The sequence below is a fragment of the Vibrio sp. genome (genome assembly GCF_984391705.1).
The window spans coordinates 141114-157957 of sequence record NZ_CFHWOM010000001.1 but is presented as its reverse complement, the minus strand read 5'-3'; the positions used below and the strand labels follow the sequence as shown (position 1 = coordinate 157957).

At 44.9% G+C, this 16844-nt stretch carries 17 protein-coding genes; 7 read left to right on the top strand and 10 right to left on the bottom strand.

Translation table 11 applies throughout. The features are described 5' to 3' along the window. Positions 1-58 precede the first annotated feature (58 nt). A complete protein-coding gene (locus AC4MRV_RS00820; protein WP_126572533.1) occupies positions 59-457 on the bottom strand; it encodes a RidA family protein in 399 nt (132 codons plus the stop codon). 155 nt (positions 458-612) lie between these two features. Here AC4MRV_RS00820 and AC4MRV_RS00815 point away from each other — a divergent pair, with 155 nt between their 5' ends. From AC4MRV_RS00815 to AC4MRV_RS00805, 3 genes are all read left to right on the top strand, one after another. Further along, positions 613-1500, top strand: a complete 888-nt coding sequence (locus tag AC4MRV_RS00815) for a LysR family transcriptional regulator (protein WP_491185515.1) — start codon at positions 613-615, stop codon at positions 1498-1500. A gap of 67 nt (positions 1501-1567) precedes the next feature. Next, positions 1568-1912: a rhodanese-like domain-containing protein gene (locus AC4MRV_RS00810; protein WP_491185514.1), complete on the top strand. Its 345-nt coding sequence runs from the start codon at positions 1568-1570 to the stop codon at positions 1910-1912. Positions 1913-2141: 229 nt separating this feature from the next. Next, positions 2142-4289 (top strand): prolyl oligopeptidase family serine peptidase, encoded by a 2148-nt coding sequence (locus tag AC4MRV_RS00805; protein WP_491185513.1) that lies wholly within the window; start codon positions 2142-2144, stop codon positions 4287-4289. A 52-nt stretch (positions 4290-4341) separates the two neighbouring features. Here the strand turns inward: AC4MRV_RS00805 and AC4MRV_RS00800 are convergent, their stop codons facing one another. Next, entirely contained in the window at positions 4342-5424 is a 1083-nt protein-coding gene (locus tag AC4MRV_RS00800; RefSeq protein ID WP_491185512.1) for a protein kinase family protein, read from the bottom strand. 556 nt (positions 5425-5980) lie between these two features. Between AC4MRV_RS00800 and AC4MRV_RS00795 the strand changes: the two genes are divergently transcribed. Continuing rightward, positions 5981-7705, top strand: a complete 1725-nt coding sequence (locus tag AC4MRV_RS00795; protein ID WP_491185511.1) for an ABC-F family ATP-binding cassette domain-containing protein — start codon at positions 5981-5983, stop codon at positions 7703-7705. 42 nt (positions 7706-7747) lie between these two features. Here the strand turns inward: AC4MRV_RS00795 and AC4MRV_RS00790 are convergent, their stop codons facing one another. From AC4MRV_RS00790 to AC4MRV_RS00780, 3 genes are all read right to left on the bottom strand, one after another. After that, the gene (locus tag AC4MRV_RS00790; protein WP_491185510.1) at positions 7748-8536 is read right to left on the bottom strand and encodes an MBL fold metallo-hydrolase; all 789 of its coding nucleotides are present in this window, start codon (positions 8534-8536) and stop codon (positions 7748-7750) included. Positions 8537-8690: 154 nt separating this feature from the next. Next, on the bottom strand, positions 8691-8915 hold the full coding sequence (locus AC4MRV_RS00785; RefSeq protein ID WP_053439454.1) for a helix-turn-helix domain-containing protein: 225 nt from the start codon (positions 8913-8915) through the stop codon (positions 8691-8693). A 10-nt stretch (positions 8916-8925) separates the two neighbouring features. Then, positions 8926-9453: a DUF2975 domain-containing protein gene (locus AC4MRV_RS00780; RefSeq protein WP_491185509.1), complete on the bottom strand. Its 528-nt coding sequence runs from the start codon at positions 9451-9453 to the stop codon at positions 8926-8928. Positions 9454-9614: 161 nt separating this feature from the next. Between AC4MRV_RS00780 and AC4MRV_RS00775 the strand changes: the two genes are divergently transcribed. Together AC4MRV_RS00775 and AC4MRV_RS00770 are read left to right on the top strand one after the other, a co-directional pair. Next, positions 9615-9959: a hypothetical protein gene (locus AC4MRV_RS00775; RefSeq protein ID WP_491185508.1), complete on the top strand. Its 345-nt coding sequence runs from the start codon at positions 9615-9617 to the stop codon at positions 9957-9959. 231 nt (positions 9960-10190) lie between these two features. After that, complete coding sequence (locus AC4MRV_RS00770; RefSeq protein ID WP_394126633.1) at positions 10191-10670, top strand: Dps family protein; 480 nt, start codon at positions 10191-10193, stop codon at positions 10668-10670. Between the two features lie 154 nt (positions 10671-10824). On the opposite strand, the gene AC4MRV_RS00765 is transcribed toward AC4MRV_RS00770, so the two are convergent. After that, complete coding sequence (locus AC4MRV_RS00765) at positions 10825-12441, bottom strand: NAD(P)/FAD-dependent oxidoreductase (protein WP_491185507.1); 1617 nt, start codon at positions 12439-12441, stop codon at positions 10825-10827. Between the two features lie 207 nt (positions 12442-12648). On the opposite strand from AC4MRV_RS00765, the gene fdxA reads away from it, so the two are divergent. Beyond that, the gene (gene fdxA / locus AC4MRV_RS00760; protein WP_269977949.1) at positions 12649-12972 is read left to right on the top strand and encodes a ferredoxin FdxA; all 324 of its coding nucleotides are present in this window, start codon (positions 12649-12651) and stop codon (positions 12970-12972) included. 134 nt (positions 12973-13106) lie between these two features. Here the strand turns inward: fdxA and sodC are convergent, their stop codons facing one another. The 4 genes from sodC to AC4MRV_RS00740 all read right to left on the bottom strand — a co-directional run bounded on the left by sodC (position 13107) and on the right by AC4MRV_RS00740 (position 16715). After that, positions 13107-13619 (bottom strand): superoxide dismutase family protein, encoded by a 513-nt coding sequence (gene sodC / locus AC4MRV_RS00755; protein WP_039475494.1) that lies wholly within the window; start codon positions 13617-13619, stop codon positions 13107-13109. Between the two features lie 29 nt (positions 13620-13648). After that, positions 13649-14122, bottom strand: coding sequence for an ankyrin repeat domain-containing protein (locus AC4MRV_RS00750; RefSeq protein WP_491185506.1), 474 nt, complete (start codon positions 14120-14122; stop codon positions 13649-13651). A 100-nt stretch (positions 14123-14222) separates the two neighbouring features. Then, positions 14223-15737 (bottom strand): catalase KatE1, encoded by a 1515-nt coding sequence (gene katE1, locus AC4MRV_RS00745; RefSeq protein ID WP_491185505.1) that lies wholly within the window; start codon positions 15735-15737, stop codon positions 14223-14225. A gap of 243 nt (positions 15738-15980) precedes the next feature. After that, positions 15981-16715, bottom strand: a complete 735-nt coding sequence (locus AC4MRV_RS00740; protein ID WP_491185504.1) for an RNA methyltransferase — start codon at positions 16713-16715, stop codon at positions 15981-15983. Between the last annotated feature and the right edge of the window lie 129 nt (positions 16716-16844).

Sequence of the window (16844 nt, the reverse complement as noted above, 5' to 3'; positions counted from 1 at the left end):
CCTTGTTCAGTTCTGACTGACAACATCAATCAGCTTCGATTCTTATCGTTAGTTGTTATTACTCTGGTTGGCTTGCTGAGGCATAAACCACAAACTCGACCAACATCTCCTCACGCGCTAGACCCGCGACGACCATAGCGGCGCGGTTTGGGTATGGCGCTTCAAAGTACTCGGCATACACTTCATTAACCGTTTTTAGATATTCGCGGTCGGTGACATAAATCAGCACTTGCAGCACTGAGTCGAGAGACTCACCCGCACACTCCAAGGTGTGTACTAGATTGTTAAAGGTTTGGCGTGTTTGCGCTTCAATTCCGCCTTCAACAACAGCGCCGGTATCATCAATTGGGATTTGCGCCGTGTACAAAGTGCCATTACTGACAACTGCCCATTCAAGCGGCGCTTTAGAAGCAAATAGAGCGGTTTTTACTGGGTGTTTTTTTGTTGGAGTATTCACGTGCCTTTCAACCTTTGTAACAACTTTGTTTCAGGATGGTTAAATCATGCACATTGACACCTGATAAATCTAACGGTAAATTTTTTACATTTGATAAGTTTTTTTTATCACCCTGAATAACATCAGAGAAATAAAGGGATTGAAACGGTGGTCAGATGAGTATCAAGCTTCAACAATTAATGCATTTTGTGATGGTGGTAGAAGAAGGCGGTTTTCGTGCAGCGTCACACCGAGCGAATCGCTCTCAGGCAGCCTTATCGACATCAATCAAAGAGCTGGAAAAGATCCTCGGGCAGCCGCTATTTGAAGCAGGTAACAAAGCAAAGCTGACCCCATTTGGTGAGATATGCCTGCCGAAAATCATCCAGTTTCTGAACATCTATAATGCGCTCGATAACGACTTAAGAGCCGCCGCAGCTGGGCAACAAGGGCGTGTAAGAATTGCGAGCGTGCCTTCGGTGGCAGCCAAACTTATCCCTAGTGTACTGGGCGCATTCAGTGAACAATTCCCCAATGTAGAAGTGAGCCTGATTGATGATAATGCCGCAGGGGTTGAAGAGAGGCTGCTTTCTGGTGAAGTGGATTTGGCGCTCGGTAACCCCTCTCACCTCGATGAAGGTGGGATAAACTTCACCTCACTTCTCTCAGACCCTATTGGTGTGGTTTGCCTGAAAGATAATCCCATTGCTCAGCATCCCGAGGGAATAGAGTGGCAAACATTGCTAAAACAGCCATTTATTCGCAATGGCACTTGTACACTCCTCGATCCCACCCCCGCCAGAGCGCTCAGTGAACAAGCTCTATATTCAGTCGAAAACATTACCTCACTGTTTTCTGTATTGGAGCTGGGGATTGGCGTAACCACTTTGCCTAAACTTGCCTTTCCTACCAATGAAACCCGCTTGGTTTGGATACCGCTGATCGACCCACCTTTAGAAAGACAGATTGGTATTTTTACCTTGAGCGATCGCACCATATCGCCCCAAGCTCAAGCCTTTCATGATTTATGCATTGAGTATCTCAATTACGACAAAGCAATGTGAATCTTATCTCGGTAACGGCTCGCTAAATCGTTATGCTTTATTCAGCATACCAATAAGGAAATTAACCATGAATAAATGGCTCGTAGCATTCTTCACCTCAGCAGTACTTTTGGCCTCGCCTGTTTTCGCTACAGAACGAGCAGATATTGGTTGGGAGTGGATTGAACAAGGAGCATTGGTTGTTGATGTCCGCACGCCACAAGAATTTGCCGCTGGTCATTTGGATAACGCAAAAAACTACCCGCTCTCTGAGTTAGACAAGCATTTTGCCAACATAGATAAGGATGCACAGATCGTATTGTACTGTCGCAGTGGTAATCGTTCTGGTAAAGCGTTTCAGTATTTAACTGCTCAGGGCTTTACTAATCTGCATAACGCCGGTGGGTTAGTTGAGATGCAACAAGCCAAGTAATATCAAAAGGTTTAAGCAAATAAGCACCTAGTCACCATGGTGCTTATTTATTCGATGATGAACACTCCAAAGCGATACATTTCGATACCTATTTCGCGGTTTTTCTAGTCATTTTTTCGGCATTTTTCACAGACTCTAGATATCTAGTCCATAGAGTTGGCCTATCGCAGGTCAAATGTAGTAGAGTCTCATTCTTATTTATAAAATCATATAAGCACAAGGAAAGGCTATGCATTTAAAAGCCTTGGCTCTCGCAATCTCCGTTTCTCTCAGCGGCGGATTTCCAACCGCACTTGCAGATGAAACCACACAGCAGCAGGTACAGCAGATGACAGTACAATATCCGAACACCAAAACAGTGGATGTGGTGGACGAATACTTTGGCACCCAAGTAAAAGACCCATATCGCTGGCTAGAAGATGATCGCAGCAACGACACCGCTGGCTGGGTTGAAGCACAAAACAAAGTGACATTTGATTACCTAGAACAGATACCTTATAGAGACCAAATTGAGCAGCGTCTCACTCAGCTTATGGACTACGAGAAAGTCGGCAGTCCATTTAAAGAGGGTAAATACACATACTTCTACAAGAATGACGGTCTACAAAACCAAGACGTTCTGTATCGCCAGCTTGGCGACGGTGAACCAGAGGTTTTCCTTGACCCAAATACTTTTAGTGAAGAAGGCACGACCTCTCTTGGCGGCACGAGTTTCTCACAAGATGGCTCACTCTTCGCGTACAGTATCTCTGAAGGCGGTAGTGATTGGCGTAAAGTCATCGTGCTTGATGCCGTAACCAAACAGCAAATCGGCGAGACACTGGTTGATGTAAAATTCAGTGGCATTAGTTGGCTAAATAACGAAGGCTTCTACTACTCAAGCTACGACAAGCCTGAAGGAAGCGAACTATCGGCCAAAACCGATCAACACAAACTCTACTTCCATAAACTCGGAACAAAACAGAGTGAAGACCAACTTATATTCGGTGGAAACGAGCAAGAAAAACATCGCTATGTCGCGGGTTATACAACAGAAGACGGCCAGTACCTAATCATTGGCGCAATGGAGTCTACCTCTGGTAATAAGCTCTACGTAAAAGATCTGAGCAAACAAGATAACCCACTAGTGACAGTATTGGATAACACTGACTCAGATACATGGGTGATCGATAGTATCGGTAGTAAGCTTTATCTTTCTACCAACTTAAACGCACCCAATAAGCGCGTTGTTGTGGTCGATGCAGCTAGCCCTGAGCCAAAAAACTGGCAAGATGTGATTCCTGAAACCAGCAATGTACTTAGCGTCTCGACAGCTGGCGGTAACATGTTCGCTCAATATATGGTGGATGCCACTTCGCAAGTGAAACAATACGATATGGACGGCAAGTTTATCCGCGAAATCGAGCTTCCAGATATCGGCAGTGCACATGGCTTTGGTGGGAAAGATGACGAAACAGACGTTTACTACACCTTCACCAACTATAAAGTGCCAGGTACAACCTACAAACTGAATATAAAAAGTGGTGATAGCAGTGTCTATCACGAATCAGCGGCACCATTCGACTCCGATCTCTTTGAGTCAAAGCAAGTGTTCTACACATCGAAAGACGGCACCAAAGTACCGATGATTTTGACCTATAAAAAAGGCATCAAACTCAACGGTAGCGCGCCGACAATTCTCTATGGTTATGGTGGATTTAACGTCAGCTTAACCCCTACATTTAGCCCAAGTCGAGCAGCGTGGTTAGAACTAGGTGGTATCTATGCGGTTGCTAACCTGCGCGGTGGCGGTGAGTATGGTAAAGAATGGCACAACGCTGGCACCCAAATGCAAAAACAAAACGTGTTTGATGATTTCATTGCTGCAGCAGAATACCTCGTTGATAAAGGCTATACGTCGTCAGACAAACTGGCAATTAATGGTGGCTCTAATGGCGGACTGCTCGTCGGTGCCGCGATGACCCAACGCCCTGAGCTGTTCAAAGTGGCACTGCCAGCGGTTGGCGTACTGGATATGCTTCGCTACCACACCTTCACCGCAGGCGCTGGCTGGGCGTATGACTATGGTACGGCCGAACAAAGCAAAGAGATGTTTGACTACCTAAAGAACTACTCACCTGTCCACAATGTAAAGAAAGGGGTTGAGTACCCGGCGACAATGATCACCACAGGCGATCACGATGACCGCGTGGTACCTGCACACTCGTATAAGTTTGCAGCTGAACTCCAAGCTAAGCAGGCGGGTAATAAACCAACGCTAATTCGTATCGAAACCGATGCTGGACATGGTGCAGGGACACCAACTAGCAAGGTGATCGACCTTTATGCCGACATGTACAGTTTTACTCTGTTCAACATGGGTTTAGAAAAGATTTAACCCTAGATAAAATCAATAACCTAAAGCACCGCATTCGCGGTGCTTTTTTACATCAAAGTTGATATTCAACCACCAGAGCCATTTTACGCAAATAGGCTTCGCGTAACTGAACCTGAGATTTGTCTTGGTTGTGGTAGAACAGCGCACCTTGCTCTTGCAATAACGGAAAGTCAGACTTAAGCATAGCGAGTACTTTTTCAACTCGTTTGATGGTAGTGGGCGTGCAACTTCTCCCTTCTAGGTCATCTTCAATATCAAGTACATGAGAACGAAACATCTCTAGAGTGAATAGATTGCTTAAATTCCCCTCATTTTTAAAAGCGGCTTTATATTGTTGTAAAAGCCGTGTCTTAGCGTCGATAACTTCATCACAACTCTTGCGATCTTTGAGCCAGGTTATTTGGCTCTCTAATGCGAGGGCCGCTTGACGCTTAACTTTGGTAAATAGGCTTAAACACTCTTGTTCAGAAACAGCTTGTTCAAGCAGCCAACCTGATAAGAAACGCGTCTCAAACCGTTCACAAAAGTGAAAAAGTGGCGCAGTCATCCCATTACTATTTAGCTCAGAAGTAGGAATGAAGGGATACATATAGCCAAAATCAAATAACTTCAGTTGACCTTGCCTATCAACCAATAGGTTACCACTACACAAATCCCATTCGAATAAGCCCGCGCGTTCACAAGCGTGCAATGTTGAGAAGAGTTGTGCCAACAAGTCCTCCGTAAGCTCTCGAACTGGCGAACCTTCGATCCATTCAGACAGAATAATCCCTAGCCGATAATTGGCATAAATCGTTTCAACAATGTGCTGAAAAGACGGCGCTAAATCTGGGTTGCTTTTTAGAGCTTGAAAGTCAGAGCGTCGCTGAACTTCATTAAGAAAAGAGTACTGACCATCAAGGTTTTTCACTTTGGCCTGCGGCCGTTTTTTCTTTAAGGTGTAATCACGTCCGTCGATACGAATATGAAAAACCTGCGCGGTTAATCCGCTTTCGAAGGTTTCGACCACGTAGTCACAGTCCGCTGTTGTCCTCGCTAATCGTTTTGGTGACAAAGGGCATTGCAACTCTGAGCCAACAATTAAGTTGTGTTCGCTTTGTTCAAACTCTTGCTGCTGTTTTTGACGTTGATTCACGGCGTGCTTCCTGCTGACAATTTTAGTTCTGTCTACTTTATCAACAGTGAAGCACACTACCTCCCCCCGAATAATCTTTGTTAAGGATGAGCCGCTAGGGGGAGGAGGAGCCTCTTCGAGTACGCCCTGAGTAGTACGAATCTTAATGCCACACAAAGCTAATCTATCGTAAACGTAATGCACACTCAGGTTAGGAAAATCAATTTCAGAGGAGAGCTTTGACCACCAATATGCGATCTTGATGACAATTTTTATCCATAAACTATGCACTTAAAAGCATTCCAAGCTAGACTCCCCTTCATTCATCAACCCAAAGTGGTCACACTTTATTATCAATTTAAGGAGGAACTTATGTCTTTGTGGTGTTCAATCAACCCACGCTTTTATGGCATGAAAGTCCGCTCAAGAGTTTCAGATTACGCGCTGCGATAATCTCGACTTGAGCGAATAATTACCTACAGACGAAACACGTCACCCGAGTACTTTCCCTCAAGCTCGAAGAATTATTGTCAGCTATGACAACGGCTTTTTACGCCAAAAATTCTTGAGAACAATTATGAGTACTTTTTTAACTGCACAATCATTAACCCTTTCTTATACGTCTAAGCCGCTTTTCAAAGCACTTAACTTTACCCTCCTCCGTGGCGACAAAATTGGTCTTATCGGCCATAACGGCTGTGGAAAAAGCTCGTTGCTTAAACTGTTAAGTGGTCAATTTGAACCAAGCCAAGGTACGATTGCTAAAGCCAATACCTGCCTGATGCGTTATGTTGAGCAGCACTTGCCGAATTCATTGCTTGATCATTCTGTCTTAGAGGCACTTGCAGACTCTTTACCGGCAGAGGAAATGTGGCGAGCTGAGCTGCTACTTGATGAGCTTGGTTTCGCTTATGAAGAGCGGTCTATGCCTGTCACTAACTGCAGTGGTGGTCAGCAGATGCGTTTGCTGCTTGCTCGGGCCATTATCCACAAACCCGATTTGCTCTTGTTAGATGAGCCAAGTAACCATTTGGATTTACCATCTCTTATTTGGCTAGAGCAATTTCTTTACAGCTGGAAAGGTTCGTTTGTCTTGGTCTCTCATGATCAAACCTTATTGGATCGCGTAACCAATTCTACGTGGATTATGCGTGACCAAACTCTGCATCACTTTTCCCTACCCTGCTCTTTAGCAAGGCAGGCATTAGTCGAAAAAGATGCAGCCGATAAACTACGCCATGCCAGTGAACAAAAAGAGATCGACCGAATTGAGAAAAGCGCTAAGCGGCTCGCGACGTGGGGAAAAGTCTATGACAACGAAGATTTAGCTCGCAAAGCAAAAACCATGTTTGCACGTAAGGAGCGATTGGAAGAAGAGCAAACCGAATTGTCTGACGGCACACCTTGGGTACTCGATATTCAAGGCGAGGCACTGCCAGCCAACCGCTTACTCGAAACCATGCCATTTTCGGTTACACCTCCCAATAGCGATCATCATCTATTTGATATGGTCGAAATGCGGGTCAAAAGTGGTGATCGCATTGCGGTGCTTGGCAGTAACGGATGCGGGAAGTCGACTTTACTCAATCGGCTTTTCCTCCACTACCAAGCGGATAAAAAACCAAGTGCATCCATTACCTTTCATGATCGCTGTCGATTGGGTTACTACGATCAATCGTTGCAACAGGTTAACGACGAGGACACCCTAGGCGACGCTTTGCAATCTTTCGCCAACGTCACAAGTGAGGTCGCTAAACGCTCACTTATTGGTGCTGGGTTTGAATATGCACGGCACGACCAAAAGGTCTCCAGTCTTAGTGGTGGAGAACGTGCTCGATTGCTGTTTATCGGTTTGACCTTAGCTCGATATCACATGCTATTTCTCGATGAACCGACCAACCACTTGGACATGGAAGGTAAAGAAGAGCTAATAGCAACACTACAGAAATTCTCTGGTGCGACACTATTGGTTAGCCACGACCGCAGCTTGATAGAACAAAGCTGCAACCGTTTTTGGTTAGTCCAAAATGGTCAACTCACTGAGTATCTTAGTGCTGAAGAGGTTTACCAACAGATATCGAACGTGGAACCACTCACGCGTGACTCAAGTTCTGTCGAAACGGCTAAACCCTCTACCACAGAAACCAATGCCTCCTGTTCGACTGAAGAGCAATTACTTGAGCGCTTAGTTGAACTAGAAGCATTGTTAGAAGCCGACCTAGCGCGTAAAGCTAAACATCAAAAGCCAGCGATGCAACAGGGGTGGCGAGACGAGATAGAGATAATTTCTGCGCAGCTATAATCACAAAGGCACCGACAATCGGTGCCTTTTTATTATTGAGGGCTACGAATGGTGCGCCGTAAGGTTGAACTCTAGCGCAGGCTTAAGCAGTTTAGGGGGAGGGAGCTGAACGTCTCGCTCCTCTCTTATTGCCACAAACTTATCCCGCGGAGTGATTTCATCCAACATTGCATTGTCGTGTTTCTCTTCTCCGATTGTGGTCTTAAAGTGCAGATTTTCAATCTTGTCTGGGTAGTTATGGCACAAATACACATCGGTACTGTCTTTCAACTCATAGAGCTTACGAATAGAGTCAAACATCTTCTCTGCACTGCCGCCGGGAAAATCTGCTCGCCCTGTTCCGTGATAGAACAATGAATCACCGACAAACAACGCATCGCCGATTTTAAACGTTAAGTCAGAAGGGGTATGACCAGGCGTACTCATTACTTCTAGATGAGAATGGCCGAACTCGATATCTTCATTCTCTAACAAGAAGTGCTCGAAATGATAGAGCTCACTGAGGCATAGCTCATCTTTCCATTGTGCGTACACCTCCTTGACGCCTTCTGAAACATAAATGGGTGCCTTAAGATATTTACTTAAGTAAAAAGAGCCGGACAAGTGATCGGCATGGATATGAGTTTCAAGAATCGCCACAATATGTAGCTGCAAAGATTCGATATGATCGATAATTTCATGCGCAGATTCAAAGCTTATCGTATCCGTCTCAACATCGTAATTGGCCACAGGGTCGATAATGATGGCTTCCTTTGTATCACCGTCAGCCACAACATAACTGATCGTTCCAGATTCAGGGTGAAAGAAGTGTTGAATACTCTGAGATGCCATTTTTCCTCCCTAAGGAAAATTCCTTACACTAATCACAAGACACTCACTAATACTCATTGTAGTGGCTCATACGAAAGTTGAGAGAGTTCTGAACAGAAATAACAAAGCCAGAGCAAAACTCTGGCTTTAATTGGTCAGGCGTATAAAGCCTTTACTACGATTCTACTTCTTCAGGGCTCGGAACGTATTCCAGTATATCCCCTGGCTGACAATCAAGATGCTTACAGATAGCTTCGAGCGTTGCCAGCTTTACCGCCTTAGCACGGCCGTTTTTCAGTATCGACAAGTTTTGCTCAGTAATGCCAACCAATTTTGCCAACTCATTTGAGCGCATTTTTCGCTTAGCCAGCATTACATCAAGATTGATTACAATCGCCATATCTGTTCCGTTAAATAGTCAGCTCACTTTCTTCGTGAAGCTCTACCGCTCTTTCCATTACCACCGCAATAACACGGACAATAAAACCGATTACCATCATTGTGATGTCGACATCATCGACTTCTACAGAGAAGTACCAAGAATCACCATTGTACGATAAAGCGAGGCTGAGAAGTAAGTCACTGATTGCACCAATGAAAGGAGTTGCGAGCAATAAGTAACTCAACTTCTTATAACAGCGAGCATTTTCCTGCTCAAAAATCCGTCCTTTTTCATATAAACCAAACAAGATTAACAACTGCCATAACATCGCCATGGTTAAAAAGGCAGAGAACATACTCGGGATATAACCAACCAAAGAGCGCGTCACAGAAAGTGGCAATTCAACTTCTACAGGGAAGGAAGCGTTAAACCACTGAGCATTAAACATGGTTGCACTAAACCAAAGTGTCGTATCTAGCACTGCGACAAAAAAGAAAGAAAACCAAAACAAAATAAGTAACTTACGACTAAAAGTACTAATAGAGTGGTGCGACATAGTAAGCCTCGTAACAAATAATTCATCTGTATATTAGTGGCCAATTCATAAATAGACAATAAAAACTTATCGTTTTACGATAATTTTTTATTGATTTATTCCGAGGTGACATTTATTTTATAAATCAAACTTAGCTCAACCATTGATTATCTGAGGTACCTATGTCGCTAAAAAACTCCGCCTTGAGCACCATAATGATTCTGTTCTCTTGTTCTGCAATGGCAGATGATGCTCTGTTAAAAAGCATTGAGGCCAATAGCTACCTGAGCGACTCGATGAGTGAGCTCAACGGCCCCTCTAGCCTACCTGGCCAACAAGGATTTGCTGGACAAGACTGCTACGGTTCCACCAGCCGCCCTTTTAGTGGAAGTGGTGTGTCAGCAGGTCATGGCGCTACAGACTGTTACGTTACAGAGTATGATTTGGGAGATAGTAATGTGAAGACTTACTACCATAGTGATCCTTATGGCAGCTACGGTGTGGGTTTTTCTTGGACATTCGAATAGAAAACGCTTTGATGCAGTTTTTTGTTTGATGATATTCCGACACTTGCCCGTTTTCTCATTGGATTTAACTATTTAAGTCATAGATAAAACCAAATTTTCTTCTCCAACGATGAATCGTAATATGACTCCATCGGCAGCAAATACTGCAATACATTTTTGAAACTTTGTATCAACCTCAGTGAACCACTGGCTCGTTACTGCAGATTGATATCATCTCCGAGGAGCAAAATGATGAACAAACAGGTAAGCCTAATTGGTCTAGATCACGAACAATCAGCACAGCTAGCTCAACAACTCAATCAACTACTTGCACACTACCAAGTGCTGTACATGAATTCACGTGGCTACCACTGGAACATTAAAGGTCAGCAATTCTTCGAACTTCATGTGAAATTTGAAGAGATCTACACTGATCTACAAACGAAAATTGATGAGCTTGCAGAGCGTATTCTGACGTTAGGGCACACTCCAGCGCATGCCTTTAGCAATTACTTGGAAGTCAGCGAAATTAAAGAGCATCAAAACGCGACGTCTGGTGAGGAATGCGTACAAGGTCTGGTGCAAGGTTTTAGTGTTTTACTTCTAAAACAGCGCGAGATCCTACAAAACGCCGGTGACGCTGAAGACGAAGGTACAGCGGCATTGATGGGAGACTACATCCGCGAGCAAGAAAAACTCATGTGGATGCTTAACGCCTACTTACAACACTAAGTTGAATCACCGAGCAATTACTATCAGAGTCATTATCGGAGATAGCGAATACTTCATGTTTGAAGGTAAAACGGCTTTCCCAATAAAGCTCAAGTAAGCACAAAAAAGGCCCACCAGCTTTCGCTAGTGGGCCTTTTAATTTGTCTACGTATGATTAAGCGTTGGCTGCGTCTTCAACCATCGCTTTCGATAGCGCTTCAGCTACCTTGATGCCGTCGATACCTGCCGACAAGATACCGCCTGCATAACCTGCGCCCTCACCCGCTGGGTAGAAACCTTTTAGGTTAACGCTCTGGAAGTCTTTACCACGCTTAATACACACTGGAGAAGATGTTCGAGTCTCTACGCCTGTTAGTAGACCATCATCTGATGCGAAGCCTTTGATCTTCTTGTCGAACGCTGGAATCGCTTCACGAATCGCTTCAATCGCAAAATCCGGTAGTGCTTTAGAGATATCCGTTAGGTGGATACCCGGAGTGAATGACGGCTGAACATCACCCAACTCGCTTGGATCGCGACCTTTAAGGAAGTCACCAATCTTCTGCGCTGGCGCGTCGTAGTTTTCACCACCAAGTACGTAAGCACCTGACTCAAGTTCACGTTGGAAGCGGATACCTGCTAGAGGGTCACCTGGGTAATCACGCTCTGGGTCGATGCCGACAACGATAGCACTGTTAGCGTTACGCTCTGAACGAGAGTATTGGCTCATACCGTTCGTTACTACGCGGCCTTCTTCAGACGTTGCCGCAACAACAGTACCACCAGGACACATACAGAAGCTGTACACAGTGCGACCATTCTTACAATGGTGAACCAGTTTATAGTCAGCTGCGCCCAGAATTGGGTGCCCTGCATTTTTACCAAAGCGCGCTTCGTCGATCATCGACTGCTTATGTTCGATGCGGAAACCAACCGAGAATGGTTTTGCTTCCATGTATACGCCACGATCGTGCAGCATTTCAAACGTGTCACGCGCACTGTGGCCTACTGCTAGAACAACATAGCGAGATTTGATCTCTTCACCGTTAGACAGCGTCAGGCCTGTGATTTGGTCGCCATCCATGTGGATGTCATCAACACGAGTGCTGAAACGGATTTCACCACCCAGTTCGATGATTTTCGCACGCATTTTCTCAATCATCGTTACCAGTTTGAAGGTACCGATGTGTGGCTTACTTACGTACATGATCTCTTCTGGAGCGCCTGCGGCGACAAATTCAGTCGTCACTTTACGGCCGTAGAAGTTTGGATCTTTAATTTGGCTGTATAGCTTACCGTCAGAGAATGTACCTGCACCACCTTCACCAAACTGTACGTTCGATTCAGTGTTCAGTGTGCGCTTACGCCAGAAGCCAAAGGTATCTTTCGTACGTTCACGTACTTCTTTACCACGCTCAACCACGATAGGTTTAAAGCCTGATTGCGCAAGAATCAGCGCAGCAAATAGACCACATGGGCCAAAACCGATAACTACTGGACGCTCTGTTAGGTTCTCTGGTGCTTTCGCCACGAACTTGTACTCCATGTCTGGAGTCTCTTTTACGTGCGGGTCGCTAACGAACTGCTCAAGTAGCGCAGCTTCGTTTTCAACGATTACGTCTAGCGTGTAGATAAGTAGGATGTTGGCTTTTTTACGAGCATCGTAGCCACGTCTAAATACATTGTAAGAGATGACTTGGTCTTCAGAGATGCCAAGTTTCTTGGTGATGGCAGCAGTTAGCGCCTCTTCCTCATGATCAAGAGGAAGCTTGATTTCATTTAAACGTATCATGTTGATGTCTCGTATAGATAGGTGTCTTAGCCAAAACCGTTTGACGGACGGTCAGCTCACAATGGCGCGAATTTTACGAGAAATTGAATTGTCTGTCATACTAATTCATACATAGGAAATAACATTCCCGATTTAGCATATTGAATTTTAGCTTGGGATGAGTATTATCCCCTCTCTTCTAATTTGACTAACTTAAGAGCATTCATCATGGCGTTTGTCGTAACTGATAACTGTATCCAATGTAAATACACTGACTGTGTCGCTGTATGTCCGGCAGATGCGTTTCATGAAGGGCCAAACTTTATGGTCATCAACCCTATCGAGTGTATCGATTGTGGTCTGTGTGTTGATGAATGTGATGCCCACGCGATCTTCCAAGAAGACGAAGTGCCAGATGATCAAAAGATCTACGTTGAGCTAAACGCGGAACTGGCTGAACTGTGGCCAGTACAAACGGAGGTAAAGCCTGCGATGGATGAAGCAGAAAAGTGGAATGGCGTGCCTGATAAGTTGGGTATGTTAGAGAAGTAGCAAAGTCTCAAATTTAGAAGGGCTGACGAATATGTCAGCCCTTTTTTATCTCATCTTCCTATCCACCTAAGCGATGGAAGTAAGCCATACTCAGCGACTATTCAAACGCAGCTAGGGCTAGGCGTACCTGTTCGTTACTTAATCACACCACAAACAATACGCGCTCCGCCACCGCCAAGCTTAGCAGGATGGTCAGAATGGTTATCGCCTCCAGCATGAACCATTAGCGCTCTCCCCTTCACATCAGAAAGCTTCACTCTCGGTGCCAATAACGGCTGATTCGCTAGACCTTCAGCATTTACATAAAGCGCAGGTAAATCGCCAAGGTGATTGTCATCTGTCCATGGAAAACCGTGCTTACCCGTTCCTTGCGGGTCATAATGTCCACCAGCTGCGCCACCTAACACCGTCTTATCTCCTTTGGTGCTACTTTCACAAGAGCCATTTTGGTGCAGATGAAAGCCATGAGCTCCAGCAGGCAGCCCTTTCAAGTCAGGTGTAAACACAGTGCCATATTCACTTGCACTAATGACTACCTGGCCTGTGGATTGCCCCGTGCCTAGGTCCATCATCTCTACACTCAGAGTTTCAGCAAGAGATGGTGTAGACATCAATGTAAGTGCAGCAAGTAAAGTGGTTTTATTCATACCATAGCGTCCTTATCGTTGTTATTAAATTACTCAAGTTCATGTTGAAGTGATTTCAACACATCAGATTGACCGTAAACCTCAGCGAATTCGTTCAAGTTTAGACCCGCTTTATTGCGGATGTCAGGAGAGCAATCTGACTGATATAGCTCTTTCGCAATAATGAGCTCCCTTTTGATTAACGCTCCCATGAGTGCGGTATTGCCTCGTTTATCCTGTAAGCAAGCATTCGCACCGGATCGAAGTAAAAGACGAACCGTATCTTTGTTCCCCTGATAAGCTGCAACCATCAATGCGGTATAGCTTTGACCATTACGTTGATTGATGGGGAAACCGTTGGTTACAAACTTATTAATCACTTCATTGTTGCCGACTCGAGCAGCATCAAAAAACAAGCTAACTAGTATCTCGTAGTCATCGTTACGGGGCTCGTCCGATGCAAATGTACTCAAAGAATATGTTAAGCCAACCCACACAGACACTAATAAGATGACATGTTTCATCGCTTCATCTCCATGAATAAATGAAGGTAAAAGGCCTACAGGAGCCCTGTTTTTCGGGCAGAAAAGAGCAGATTTATCTCCCGTAGGCCAAACCTTTTCCTTACATACCCGCCATAGATTTTACTTTGGATAGGTTGGTATCCGTCGCTTTTGCAAGAAGAGAACCATACTCGTTATCGGCACGATAGAAGTAGCTCACCATAGTGGTTTTCACATCGCTATCCGCCACCTTGTTCAAGTCGCCAGCGAGATTAGCAATCAAGTCTTTTTGCTCTTGCTCCGTCATACTGCGAAACAAAACGCCAGCTTGGTAGAAATCACGAGGATTGCTGATGGCTTTCTGCTGCACACTGCCGACAAGCTTGGTATTAACAGCTTTAAACTGGCTATCTTCTGCGAATGCTAACTTGCGACTCGGCTCGTAGTTCACATCACCATTCGCTTTTTTAGCGTTGTTGCTCAAACCATTTTGGTTATGGCTGTTAACAGGTGCCAATGGACGATTTACTGGCAGTTGGAACAGGTTTGCCCCTAAACGGTAAAGCTGCGTATCAGCGTAGGCAAACAGACGGCCTTGAAGTAATCGGTCTTCAGAAGGTTCAATACCTGGGATTAAATTTGAAGGAGCAAATGCCGACTGTTCGGTATCCAAGAAGAAGTTTTCTGGCATCCTATTTAACGTCATCGTACCTACTTTTTTATCAGGTACATTTAGCCAAACCTTGGTCGCATCGAGGCCGTTGTAATCAAGTTTGCTCAAGGCTTCTGGAGATAGCACCTTTACGTACAAATCCCACTTAGGGTAATTACCGCGGCCAATTTCTTGGTATAAATCGTTGGTTAGATGATTGAAGTCTTTACCTTGCATGTCTGTGACTTGAGCAGGGCGCAAACTTTCAATACCTTGCTGACTCTTCCATTGGAACTTCACATAATTGACGTCACCTTGGTTATTGACCCACTTATAGGCGTGAACTCCAAAACCATCCATTGTGCGGTAGCTTGCTGGTGTACCTAGGTTGCTGTACACCCAAGTCAGCATGTTGGTCGCACTTGGCTCGTGGCTAAAAAAATCAAAAAATCGATTCGGATCTTGAACATTGGTTACTGGTGATGGTTTCAAGGAGTGCACCATATCCGGAAACTTAATTGAATCGCGGATGAAGAACACAGGCAGGTTGTTCCCTACCAGATCCCAGTTACCCTGTTCAGTATAAAATTTGGTGGCAAACCCGCGAGGGTCACGAAGGGTCTCCGGCGATCCTTTAGAATGAATAACGGTCGAAAAACGAACGAATACGGGCGTCACTTTTCCCTTATTCGTAAAAGGAGCGGAAGCCGTTAAATCACTAAAATCGCCTGAGGCAACAAATTCGCCATGCGCACCAGTACCACGAGCATGAACAACACGCTCAGGAATGCGCTCTCTGGCAAAACGTTGCAATTTTTGGATCAGGTGAACGTCTTGCAGCAAAACACTGCCGTTTTCACCTGCTGTGATCGAGTTTTGATTGTCACCAACAGGTGCACCATTGTCTCTAGTCAGGGTTTGAGCCTGTAGAGATGTGCTGGCTAAACCAACTGTAATTAATAAAAAGCTTTTTGACATCTGCATGGTTGCTCTCCAATGCGTGCTAACCATTTGACCAATCGAGTGATCAATGGATATTCAAAAGCTCTTTTCTGCCCAACAGAAATATATATTCAATGATGGAATTTGTTTAATGGAATTTATCAATAGATTTGATAGGGAATTCCTATAATATGAGTCAGGTTATACCAAGAAGGGAGAACAAAAGACGTTGAGGGAGGGGACGATCAGCTCAACTAGGCTGTTGAGCTGAACACTAATCACTCATTAACTGTGCTGACGACGCAGGTTGTCCAAAATAATGCCTGTGGCCATCGCGACATTCAGTGACTCTGCGCCACCAAATGCCGGAATGGTAATTTTGTCGGTCACGAACTTAGCCGCTTGCTCTCGAATGCCGTGAGACTCACTGCCCATCAACAAAATGCCTTCGGCAGCAAACTCGGTTTTATGCACGCTTTCACCTTCTAGGAATGCACCATAAACCGGCAGATTAGATTGTTCTAAATAACTTGGTAAATCTAGCTGGCTTACGGTTACTCGGCCAAAGCTGCCCATAGTCGCGCTGATGGTTTTTGGGTTGTATGGGTCAGCACAATCAGTGCTCGCCACAATGTGTTTGATGCCATACCAATCAGCTACACGAATAATCGTACCTAAGTTGCCCGGGTCAGACACGCCATCTAGTGCAATCATCAAGCCTTGCGCTTTTGGTATTTCGACACTTGGAATGTCAACCACAGCGATGGCCGCATTGTTGCTAACCAGCGTGCTCGCTTTAGTTAAGTCATCAAGCGAGGCTTCAATGCACTCAAAGCCGCTCAGCTCACTGCGATTCTCGGCCAGAAACTCTTGCGTGGCAAAAATCTGCTTAACCGTTAACGAGCTATTAGCCAACTCAAGTACGTTCTTTTCTCCTTGCACCAAAAACAGGCCAAGCGCTTTACGCTGTTTCTTTTGGCCAAGAGCACGAAGTAATTTAAGTTGGTTTTTTGAAATCATAATTTATCCAAAGTAAGCGGGCTTAACCCAAATAAAAGCGCGCCAATTATAGAGTAAAGCCTTGTTGAGCTAAAGAGGAGAACCAAGATTCCTCGCATGATAAAGCGCATTGATACTGGCTCTCACTCA